Below are 11,153 nucleotides of genomic sequence, written 5' to 3'. Positions count from 1 at the left end.
ATCAGAGCGCATCGAAGGCCCCCATGCGCTTGGCGCCCCAGAGATAGAAGCCCATGATGACGATCGGCACCACGGTGAAGGCGGCGGCGAGCGGGATGTTGCCGGCGGTGCCTTGCTGCGAATAGACCGCCTGGCCGATGAACAGACGCGAGGTGCCGATGATCTGCGGGATGATGTAATCGCCGAGCGTCAGCGAGAAGGTGAAGATCGAACCGGCGACGATGCCCGGCAGCGCCAGCGGAAACAGCACGTTGCGGAAGGTCTGTCCCGGTGAAGCGCCGAGGTCGGACGAGGCCTCGACCAGATTGCCGGGCACGCGCTCGAGCGCCGCCTGAACGGGGAGGATCATGAACGGCAGCCAGACATAGACGAAGACGATGAAGGTGCCGGTGAACGATACCGACAGGGAATTGCCGCCGACGATCGGCAGCGACAGCCAAGCGTCGAGAACCCACAACAAATGTAGCTTGGCGAGCAGCCAGGTGAGGATGCCTTCCTTGGCCAGGATCAGCTTCCAGGCGTAGATCTTGACCAGATAGCTGGACCACAGCGGCAGCATGATGCCGAGATAGAACAAGGCCTTCCAGCGGCCGCGCGCATAGCGCGCCGCGTAGTAGGCGATGGGGAAGGCGATGACGGCCGAGGCCAGCGTGACCAGAGCCGCCATCGTCACCGTGCGCAGGATGATGTCGAGATTGGCAGCCTGGAACAGATCGCCATAGGTCTTGAGCGTGAACTCGCGGTCGATGAGGCCGGAAAACTCGTCGATGGAGAAAAAGCTCTGCGCCAGCAGCGCAAACAGCGAGCCGATATAGACGATGCCCAGCCACAAAACCGGAGGCAGCAGCATGAGCAGCAACAGGACCTTCGGCTTGCGCCAGAAAAGGTCCGACAGAGCGCCGCGCAGACCGCCGCTACCCGGCAGGATGGCGGGAGCGGTTGCACGCATCATGGCGGCGTCGAGGCTCATGCCGGCTCGTCCATCAGATGCAGGTGCTCGCGGTTGAAGGTCAGCACAACCGCCTCGCCTTCTGCCGGCAAGGCGATGCCGGCCGGCACGATGGCGTGCAGCCGCAGCCCGTCGGCGTCGAGCGCCAGCTTTGTCGTGGCGCCGAGATAATTGGTCGAGATGAGGCGGGCCGATACGCCTTCACCACTTGTGACCCCCTTGGCCGCGCGGCCGACGCGAATGGATTCAGGGCGGAGACTCCGCCAGCGATGCTGGCCGGAATAGCGCTGCACGAAATCCGGCGGCAGCACATTGGAGGAGCCGACGAAATCGGCGACGAAGCGGGTCCTCGGCCGCTGGTAGATATCTTCCGGAGTGCCGATCTGCATGATCTTGCCATCGTTGAAGACGGCGACGCGGTCGGCCATCGACAGCGCTTCGCCCTGGTCGTGAGTGACGAAGACGAAGGTGATGCCGAGCGCCTTCTGCAGCGACTTCAACTCCTCCTGCATGTTCTCGCGCAATTTGAGGTCGAGCGCGCCGAGCGGCTCGTCGAGCAGCAGCACCTTTGGCTGGTTGACCAGCGCGCGGGCCAGTGCCACGCGCTGGCGCTGGCCACCGGAAAGCTGGCCGGGCCGGCGGGCGCCATAGCCGGGCAGCCGCACCAGTGACAGCGCCTCTTCCGCCGCCTTGTGCCGCTCAGCCTTGCCGACGCCCTTGACCATCAGCCCGTAGGCAACGTTGTCGAGCACGTTCAGATGCGGGAACAGCGCATAATCCTGAAACACGGTGTTGACGTTGCGGCGATAGGGCGGAACGCCCTCGGCGCGGTCGCCGAAGATCGAGATCGAGCCCGATGTCGGCTGCTCGAAGCCGGCGATGAGGCGCAGGCAAGTGGTCTTGCCGGAACCAGACGGCCCGAGCATGGCGAAGAACTCGCCCGGCGCGATGTCGAGATCGACCGCGTCGACCGCGCGCACGCTGCCGAAATGGCGCGAGGCTTTCTGGAAGGAGACGGCGGAGGTCATGGGCTGTCAGTCCGTTGCCGGTTTGATGTGTTGATGTCGCGCGACGTCCTATCTCCCCCTTGTGGGGGTGAGAAGTGATCCGCATAGCGGAGGAAAGCCAATTGCTTGGCTTTTCGAGCTTCGAACGCCTGAGCCTTGCGAAGGGCCAGGCACTGCCACGAACTGCCGGGCAGACCCCACCCAGACGCTATGCGTCGACCCTCCCCACAAGGGGGAGGGCAAGGATGCTCATCGTCCGCCGATGACGCCGATATAGTCCGACACCCAGCGATAGTAGGGCACGCACTGATCGTTCTGGGTGGCGCATTTCGACACCGGCGTCTTCCAGAACTTGATCTTGTCGAAGTTCTCGTAGCCGTTGGTCTTGCAACCCTCGTCGGTCAAAAGCTCATTGCCCTTGCAGGCGGCGGGCACGACGGGCAGTGAGCCGAACCAGGCTGAGACATCGCCCTGCACCTTCGGCGACAGCGAATGTTCCATCCACATATAGGCACAGTTGGGGTTGGCGGCGTCGGCCTCCATCATGGTGGTGTCGGCCCAACCGGTGGCGCCCTCCTCCGGGATGGTGGAAGCGACCGGCTTCTTGGCGGCGACCAGCGTGTTGACCTGATACGGCCACGAGCCGGAAGCGACGACGCCTTCGTTCTGGAAATCGTCGACCTGGATGGCGGCGTCGTGCCAATAGCGGCCAACCAGTGTGCGTTGGACGCGCAGCAATTCGAGCGCCGCCTTGTACTGGCCCTCGTTCAGTTCATAGGGATCCTTGATGCCGAGTTCCGGTTTGTGGAACATCAGATAGTTGGCCGCATCCGCAATGTGGATCGGCCCGTCATAGGCCTGGACGCGGCCCTTGTTGGACTTGCCGTCCGGCAGCTTCATTTCCTCAAAGACGATGTTCCAGCTCTTGGGAGCCTCCTTGAACACGTCGGTGTTGTACATCAGGACGTTGGGACCCCACTGGTAGGGAACGCCGTAGTGGGCGCCGCCGACGGTGAACCACGGCGCGTCCTTGAGGCGCTCGTCGACCGTCTTCCAGCTCGGGATGAGATCGGTGTTGATCGGCTGCACGCGCTTGCCGGCAACGAGGCGCAACGAGGCATCGCCCGAAGCGGTGACGAGGTCGAAGCCGCCCTCATTCATCAGCGAGACCATCTCGTCGGAGGTGTTGGCGGTCTTGACGTTGACCTTGCAGCCGGTCTCCTTCTCGAAGGAAGTCACCCAGTCATAGCCCTTGTCGGTTTCGCCGCGCTCGATGTAGCCCGGCCAGGCAACGATGTTGACCTGGCCTTCGCCCTTGCCAAGTTCCTTGACCTGGGCGACGGCCTGACCGGAAAAGGTCAGCGCGACCGTCAGAGCAGTGCATGACTTCAGGAATGAATTCATTGTCGATCTCCCATTTAGGCGCCTGACCCTGAAAGCCGGTTTCGGTCTTCGTTAGGGGTCACGCGCGGACTGAAAACTGTCAGTTCGTCCGTTGGGCTTGATGCCGCTCTGATGGCGGCTTTGGTCCCTGAACCGAAAGTGCTTTGAAAATTCCGGTTTCGCAAATTCATTTATCAGAAGGGCGATATCGGTTTTTCCGATAGATGTGCAGCCGGCGTCTCAGGGACGCTGGCGGACCGTCCGTTGCGACTGGGCAAGACCGATGAAATCGCGCGCGGCCTGCGGCAGACCGGAGCCGCGCCGCCAGACCATGCCGACCTGGACCACCGGCAAGGAGCCGGAAATATCGCGCGATTCGATGCGGTCGCCTTCCAGCGACCAGGGCCGGTAGACGAGATCGGGCAGCAGCGCCACGCCGGCACCGGTGGCGACCAGACTGCGCACGGCCTCCACGGAACGGGTGCGGAAGGCGACATGCGGCTTGGCGCCGATCGCCGTCAGCAGCTTGCCGGTATTCTCCTCGATCTCGTCGACGGTCAGCATGATCAGCGTTTCGGAGGCAATGTCGCCAATGCTGATGATGTCGGCGCCGACGAGCGGATGACCGAGCGGCAGCCACAGCCGATAGGCCGAGACTTCGAGGATTTCCGACTGCAACGCGGTGCGGTCGCGCAAATTGGAGGTGACCATGACGGCAATGTCGAGCTTGCCGCCGATCAGGAGGTGTTCGAGATAATCGCCATTGTCCTCGATGGCAGAGACCTCGACGCCGGGATAGGCACGGCGGTAGCGGGCGAGCAGATCCGACAGCACATAGCCGGCGACCAGCGAGGTGACGCCGAGCTGCAGCCGGCCGGCCGCCACCGCCTGCTCGCCGGAGAAAGAGCGACGCGCGTCGGAAACATCGGCGAGGATTTTCGTCGCATGGCGCAGGAACTGGTGACCCTTGTGGGTGATGTTGAGGCCGCGCGGGTGGCGTTCGAACAGTTCGACGCCGAGATCGCTTTCGAGTTCCTTGATCGCTTCGGTGACCGACGATTGCGAGATGGAGAGGTTCTGGGCGGCGCCCGAGACCGTGCCTTGCTCGGCAACGGCGATGAAGAACTGCAGCTGGCGGATGGTGAAAGCCATGCCCGGACTAAACACCGGCGGCCGAATGAAGGAAAGCCGACTGCAGAGCTTATCCCATGACCTGAGAGCTGGCGCTCAACCGAGCGCCAACTTGATGCGCCGCCGGCATGCGGGGCCATAGCGCAGCGCAAGCATGAATGCCGTCTCCAGAGCCACGACGATGACAATGATGCGCAGGCCCACCGTGAAGGAGTCCCGGCCGCTGCCGCGCAGCAGATAGCCGGTGGTGAGAAAGCCCGCGTTCCAGAACGTGGCGCCGAGCAGCGTCGCGGCCGCGAAGGGCAAAGCGGGCAGACAGAGTGCGCCGGCGGCGATCGGCAGGTAATTGCGCACAGTCGGGATGAACTGCGCCAGCAAGGACACCCGGACGTGATTGCGCCGATAGGCCTGGCCGAGCCTGCGGTAGGTCGCGTGACGCAGGAACACGTACTTGCCGAAACGCTCGACCAGCCTGTCGGCACGGTCAGGTCCAACCCGGCGGCCGACCGCATACCAGACAAGGCAGCCGCTGGCGGACGCAAGCGTCGTCACCATCAGCAGGATCGCCAGCGTCGAAGCATCCGGCGCCGCCGTCATGCCGAGGAACAGCAGCAGCACATGCGAGGGCGGAATTGGCAGGATCTTTTCGGTGAAGGCGAGGCAGAAAACGCCCAACAGACCGAAGCCGAGGATGGCTGCCAGCGGCCCCGTCATGCGAAGCGACATGGTGACGCCGACACCAAACGGTGCCACGGTCCATCTCTGGAGAAAAGACAAAGCATCAGGCAACCTTCATCCTGGATCCAACGCTTCGATCGGTCGGCGTGGCGTTTGCTGCAGTCAGCGTCGGACCCGAAATCCGTTGCATATGTCGGGTCCGACGCCTTGGCGCCGGCATACGAGGCGAATCGCGCACCGACTGGTTCTGTTTGCCGCGAATGGATTGCGTGGACATTGCGCCTCGGCGCGGACGAGACGTGTTTGACATCGACACCAATCGTAACTAACTAAGTTACATGAAGCGCAACAGCCGACTGTCCTCTACCCTGCACATTCTCGTCCACATGGCCGAGAAGCCCGAACAGGCGCTGACCTCCGAGCAGCTTGCCACCTTCATCCACACCAATCCGGTGGTGGTCCGCCGCACCATCGCAGGCTTGCGCGACGCCGGCATCGTCACCTCGTCGCGCGGGCACGGTGGCGGCTGGCTGCTCGGGCGGGCGCCCGAGAAAATATCCCTGGCCGAGATCAGCGTCGCCCTTGGCGAGACACTGCTGCCGTTCAGCACCGATCCGGAAAGCCCCGGCTGCCTCGTCGAGCAGGCGGTGATCGCCGTGCTCGACGATTTTCGCAACGCCGCCGAAAGGCTGCTGGCGGAGAAGCTGAGCCGCATCACGCTGGCTGACCTGACCGCCGATTTCCGCCGCCGTTTTGACCTCATTGGAGTCTCCAGCCATGCAGTATGATCTTGCCGTCGTCGGCGGCAGCTTTGCCGGCCTGTCCGCCGCCATCCAGGTGGCGCGGGCAGGACGCAAGGTGCTGGTGATCGACGCCGGCCGGCCGCGCAACCGCTTTGCCGAGCATTCGCACGGCTTCCTCGGACATGACGGGCGCGCGCCCGGCGCAATCCTGGATGACGCAAGGCGCCAACTACTGGCCTATCCGACAGCCAGGGTTGTCGACGGGCGCGCCGACAAGGCCCTTGCCGCTGGCAGCAGCGATTTCGAAATCACCACCGAGGGTGGCGAGACATTCGGCGCGGCACGGCTGGTACTGGCCACTGGGGTGCGCGATATCCTGCCGGAGGTTGCCGGGCTTGCCGAGCTCTGGGGAAAGAGCGTGCTGCACTGCCCCTATTGCCACGGCTACGAAGTTTCCGGCGGGCCGCTCGGCGTGCTCGCAACCGGTCCGATGTCCATGCATCAGGCACAGCTGATCACCGATTGGGGCGATGTCACGCTGTTCGGCAATGGCCTGTTCGAGCCTGACACAGAGCAGATGCGCGCGCTGGAGAGCCGAAAGGTGCGGTTTGAGCCCACCAGCGTTGCCGAGCTAGAGGAAGACGGCTCCGGCGGATTGATCGTCCACCTCGACGACGGCAGAAAGGCCGGCGTCAGGGCGGTGTTCACCGCTCCGCGCAATATCATGGCCAGCCCGCTGGCCGAACAGCTCGGCTGCGGCTTCACCGAAGGCCTCCTCGGCCCGGTGATATCAGTCGACGACAGGCAGCAGACGACCGTGCCCGGCGTCTACGCCGCCGGCGACGCGGCACGTTCGATGCACAACATCGCCCTTGCAGTATCGGGTGGCACCTTTGCGGGCGTCTGCGCCCACCAATCGCTGGTCTTCGGCTAGAACCCGGCTTCCGCGCCGGCGATGCTGAGCCGGGCGCCGGCCTGCGCAAGGGCGGCGGCCAGGTCGTGCGGCGGCGAGCGGTCGGTGGCGAGTTCGGAAAAGCTGTCGAAGCCGCAGACCTGGACCAGACCAAGACGGCCGAATTTCGAGTGATCGGTGATGACGAGGGACCGCTGGCCGCGCGACAGCACCATGCGGGCGAACTCGGCCTCATCCAGATCAAAATCCATGACGCCCATCACCGCGTCGACGCCCCCGGTGGAAATGATGGCGTGACTGACCGAGAAGCGACTGACAAAATCGATCGCCGAGGCGCCGAAAGCAGCACCGGAATCGCTGCGCAACTCGCCGCCGGCCATATAGACCTTGTTGCCGTTGATGGTGGCCAGCGTGCGGGCGATGTCCGAGGAATTGGTGACGACCGTCAGGCGCCGGTGGCCGAGCAGTTCACGCGCAAGGAACGAGGTCGTCGTTCCGGTGTCGAGCATGATGGATTCCCCGTCGCGGATGGTGGCGGCGACCATGCGGGCAATGACGCGCTTGGCGTCGGCGTTCTCACGCATGCGCCGCTCGAACGGCGCTTCGCCGATCATTGACGGCAGGCCGATGGCGCCATGCATCTTGAGGACAGAGCCATCACCGGTCAGCGGCTTGACGTCGCGGCGCACCGTCTCGAGCGACACGCCCAGCCGGTCGGCCAGACTGGCGATGGTGACGGTGCCCTCTTCCTGCAGGAGCCGCAGGATCTCGCCGTGTCGTTTGGACTGGGCCATCTGGTTTCCCGAACTGATGCTCTTGACCGATTCTAAGGTAATTCAATTGCTTTTAAAGGAACTACCTTATGCTTTCAGGCAAAATACCCAAAAAAAGTCACAGCTTTTTATTGACAAGCGGGAAACCCTGGCGTGAAATCAAAGACATTAACAGGCTTCAGATCTGCGACTGGGGGCAGAGCCGCAACTCAGCGATCAGGCCGTTTGGAACGTGCCTGTACAAGGAATTTTCAGATCCGCGGGGGCGGATGCCGGGCTCAAAAACCTGGCCAAGGGGCTCGTCGGTGCGGTGCGGGATACCGATCCTGGCGTCCCGCACCGACGAGATTATTTACGTTTCTCCCCGCCGTCGTTGCGCTGTTCACGGCGCCTTGTCGAAGCCCAGCAAACCAGGGATGATTCCGTGACCGCCGAAGACCGCATCCGCGCCCTGCCCTGCTGGACCGGTGGCATCGAGATCGCACCGCTGCCCGGCGGTCTGAGCAACGCGAATTATGTGGTCACGGACGCGGCGGGACGACACGTCGTGCGCTTCGGCAAGGACTATCCGTTCCACCATGTCTTTCGCGAGCGCGAGGTGATGACGGCGCGGGCGGCGCATGCCGCCGGTTTCGCGCCGGCCGTCCGCCATGCCGAACCGGGCATCATGGTCACAGAGTTTCTCGGCGCCAAGACCTATCTCGCCGAGGACGTACGCGCCAATCTTGGCCGCGTCGCAGCCCTGATGCGCGCCTTTCACCGGGAGATGCCCACTCACGTCTCCGGCGCCGGCTTCATGTTCTGGGTGTTCCATGTCATTCGCGACTATGCGCGCACGCTTGAAGAAGGCGGCAGCCGCAAGCGCAGCGACCTGCCGCGCCTGCTGACGCTGGCCGACGAACTGGAGCGCGCGCAGAAACTGCTGCCGATCGTCTTTGGCCACAATGATCTGTTGCCGGCCAACATTCTCGACGACGGCAACAGGCTGTGGCTGATCGACTTCGAATATGCCGGCTTCAACACGGCGATGTTCGACCTCGCAGGCGCCGCCTCCAACGCCGGCATGAGCGACGAGGAATCCTTCGCCTTCCTGACCGCCTATTTCATGAAGGAACCGGACGAAGCGATCCGCCGTTCGCACGCGGCCATGCAATGCGCCTCGCTGCTGCGCGAGGCGATGTGGAGCATGGTGTCCGAGCTCTATCTCGACGCGCCCGGTATCGACTACGTCGCCTACACCGAGGAAAACCTCGCCCGGCTCGACACGGCGCTGGAAAACTACAGAACGAAGTACGGGATGCAGAAATCATGACATTGCCGACCCAGGCCGCCATCGTCGTCATCGGCGGTGGCATCATCGGCTGTTCGACGGCTTATCATCTGGCGCGCGACCACAAGGCCGATGTCGTTCTGCTCGAACAAGGCAAGCTGACCTCGGGCTCGACCTGGCATGCCGCCGGCCTTGTCGGCCAGTTGCGCTCGTCGGCTTCGATCACCCGCGTGCTGAAATACTCCGTCGACCTCTACAAGGGCCTCGAGGCCGAGACCGGCCTTGCCACCGGCTGGAAGATGACCGGCTGCCTCAGGCTCGCCACCAATGCCGACCGCTGGACCGAGTACAAAAGGCTGGCGACGACGGCGAAAAGCTTCGGCATGGACATGCAATTGCTATCACCGGCGGAAGTCAAGGCAATGTGGCCGCTCATGGAAACCGGCGATCTTGTCGGCGCCTCCTGGCTGCCGACCGATGGCCAGGCGAGCCCCTCCGACATCACGCAGTCGCTGGCCAAGGGCGCGCGCATGCATGGCGCCAAACTGTTCGAGGATGTCCGCGTCATCGGCTTCGAAATGAAGGACGGCCGCATCACGGCGGTGAAGACCAACAAGGGCGACATTGCTTGTGACAAGGTGGTCAACTGCGCCGGCCAGTGGGCGCGGCAGGTCGGCGCCATGGCCGGCATCAACGTGCCGCTGCAGCCGGTGAAGCACCAGTACATCATCACCGAGAAGATCGACGGACTGGCGACCGACGCGCCGACCATCCGCGATCCGGACCGGCGCACCTATTTCAAGGAAGAGGTCGGCGGGCTGGTGATGGGCGGCTATGAGCCGAACCCGCAGGCCTGGGCTACTGGTCTCCCCGGCGGTGACGTCCCCAATGATTGGGAATTCAGGCTGTTCGACGATGATTACGACCATTTCGAGCAGCATATGAGCCAAGCGATCGCGCGCGTGCCGGCACTGGAAACCGTCGGCGTCAAGCAGATGATCAACGGGCCGGAGAGTTTTACGCCGGACGGCAATTTCATTCTCGGCACAGCGCCCGAATGCGCCAACATGTTTGTCGGCGCCGGCTTCAACGCCTTCGGCATCGCCTCGGGCGGCGGCGCTGGCTGGGTGCTGGCGCAGTGGGTGGTCGATGGCGAAGCACCGCTCGACCTGTGGGTGGTCGACATCAGGCGCTTTGCTAATTTGCACCGTGACCGTCAGTGGGTCTGCGACCGCACGCTGGAGGCCTATGGCAAACACTATACGATCGGCTTTCCGCATGAGGAGTATGCCAGCGGGAGGCCGCGCATCGTCTCGCCGCTCTACGACAGGCTGAAACAGCAAAATGCCGTGTTCGGCTCGAAGCTCGGCTGGGAACGGCCTAACTGGTTCGCGCCCGAAGGCGTCGAGCCGCAGGACATCTATTCGATGGGCCGGCAGAACTGGTTTGTGGCGGTCGGCGACGAACACCGGCATGTGCGCGAAAAAGTCGGCATCTTCGATCAATCCTCCTTCGCCAAATACGAGCTGAGCGGGCCCGATGCGCTGAAGGCGCTGGACTGGGTCTGCGCCAACGACGTCAGCAAGCCGGTCGGCCGGCTGACCTACACGCAGCTTCTCAACACACGCGGCGGCATCGAGGCCGATCTGACGGTGGCGCGGCTGGCCGAAGAGAAGTTCTACATCGTCACCGGCACAGGCTTCCGCACGCATGATTCCTCGTGGATCGGCGATCATATCGGCGAAGGGCTCGATGCCAGGCTTGTCGATGTCACCGAGGATTTCGGCACGCTGTCGCTGATGGGTCCTCGGGCGCGCGACGTGCTTTCGGCCGTGACCGAAGCCGACGTCTCAAACGTGAGCTTCCCGTTCGGCCATGTGCGTGAGATTGCCATCGCCGGCCACACAATTCGGGCGCTGCGCGTCACCTATGTCGGCGAACTGGGCTGGGAACTGCACGTGCCCATCGCGGCCACCGGCGAAGTCTTCGACGCGCTGATGGCGGCAGGCAAAAAGCACGACATCCGCCCGATCGGCTATCGGGCACTGGAATCGCTGCGGCTGGAAAAGGGCTATCGTGCCTGGGGCTCCGACATCACGCCCAACGACACGCCGCAGGAAGCCGGGCTCGGCTGGGCGGTCAAGCTGCGCAAGAACACGGATTTCATCGGACGGCGCGCGCTGGAGAAGACCGGCGGCACGGCAATGAAGAAACGCTTTGCCGGCTTCACGGTCGACGACCCCGAGATCGTGCTGCTCGGCCGCGAAACCATCCTGCGCAATGGCGAGCCTGTCGGTTATCTCACC

General features: G+C 63.6%; 10 protein-coding genes. 4 read left to right on the top strand and 6 right to left on the bottom strand.

The window, feature by feature from the left end; translation table 11 throughout:
• Position 1: 1 nt before the first annotated feature.
• From EN884_RS11130 to EN884_RS11110, 5 genes are all read right to left on the bottom strand, one after another.
• Complete coding sequence (locus tag EN884_RS11130; RefSeq protein ID WP_210183137.1) at positions 2 to 952, bottom strand: ABC transporter permease; 951 nt, start codon at positions 950 to 952, stop codon at positions 2 to 4.
• Positions 953 to 966: 14 nt separating this feature from the next.
• On the bottom strand, positions 967 to 1,977 hold the full coding sequence (locus EN884_RS11125; RefSeq protein ID WP_128360555.1) for an ABC transporter ATP-binding protein: 1,011 nt from the start codon (positions 1,975 to 1,977) through the stop codon (positions 967 to 969).
• A gap of 228 nt (positions 1,978 to 2,205) precedes the next feature.
• Positions 2,206 to 3,360: an ABC transporter substrate-binding protein gene (locus tag EN884_RS11120; protein WP_063169922.1), complete on the bottom strand. Its 1,155-nt coding sequence runs from the start codon at positions 3,358 to 3,360 to the stop codon at positions 2,206 to 2,208.
• A 219-nt stretch (positions 3,361 to 3,579) separates the two neighbouring features.
• Positions 3,580 to 4,491 carry a LysR substrate-binding domain-containing protein gene (locus EN884_RS11115; protein WP_013528025.1) on the bottom strand — a complete coding sequence of 304 codons (912 nt, stop codon included), beginning with the start codon at positions 4,489 to 4,491 and terminating at the stop codon, positions 3,580 to 3,582.
• Positions 4,492 to 4,566: 75 nt separating this feature from the next.
• The gene (locus tag EN884_RS11110) at positions 4,567 to 5,223 is read right to left on the bottom strand and encodes a DedA family protein (RefSeq protein WP_081714289.1); all 657 of its coding nucleotides are present in this window, start codon (positions 5,221 to 5,223) and stop codon (positions 4,567 to 4,569) included.
• A gap of 263 nt (positions 5,224 to 5,486) precedes the next feature.
• On the opposite strand from EN884_RS11110, the gene EN884_RS11105 reads away from it, so the two are divergent.
• Together EN884_RS11105 and EN884_RS11100 are read left to right on the top strand one after the other, a co-directional pair.
• On the top strand, positions 5,487 to 5,936 hold the full coding sequence (locus tag EN884_RS11105; RefSeq protein WP_063169921.1) for an Rrf2 family transcriptional regulator: 450 nt from the start codon (positions 5,487 to 5,489) through the stop codon (positions 5,934 to 5,936).
• Entirely contained in the window at positions 5,926 to 6,825 is a 900-nt protein-coding gene (locus tag EN884_RS11100) for an NAD(P)/FAD-dependent oxidoreductase (RefSeq protein ID WP_063169920.1), read from the top strand. The genes EN884_RS11105 and EN884_RS11100 overlap by 11 nt, the downstream gene beginning before the upstream one ends.
• Here EN884_RS11100 and EN884_RS11095 read toward each other — a convergent pair.
• The gene (locus tag EN884_RS11095; protein WP_013528029.1) at positions 6,822 to 7,598 is read right to left on the bottom strand and encodes a DeoR/GlpR family DNA-binding transcription regulator; all 777 of its coding nucleotides are present in this window, start codon (positions 7,596 to 7,598) and stop codon (positions 6,822 to 6,824) included. The two genes, EN884_RS11100 and EN884_RS11095, sit on opposite strands and share 4 nt — an antisense overlap.
• A 403-nt stretch (positions 7,599 to 8,001) precedes the next feature.
• On the opposite strand from EN884_RS11095, the gene EN884_RS11090 reads away from it, so the two are divergent.
• Positions 8,002 to 8,889 (top strand): phosphotransferase family protein, encoded by an 888-nt coding sequence (locus tag EN884_RS11090; protein WP_063169919.1) that lies wholly within the window; start codon positions 8,002 to 8,004, stop codon positions 8,887 to 8,889.
• The coding region (locus tag EN884_RS11085) for an FAD-dependent oxidoreductase (protein WP_164894975.1) at positions 8,886 to 11,153 on the top strand (2,268 nt) is incomplete at its 3' end. The genes EN884_RS11090 and EN884_RS11085, both read left to right, overlap by 4 nt.

This window comes from Mesorhizobium sp. M7A.F.Ca.AU.001.01.1.1 (assembly GCF_004022735.1).
In the GTDB taxonomy this organism is placed as follows: Bacteria; Pseudomonadota; Alphaproteobacteria; order Rhizobiales; family Rhizobiaceae; genus Mesorhizobium; species Mesorhizobium ciceri.
This window is presented reverse-complemented; position numbering and strand designations above follow the sequence as displayed.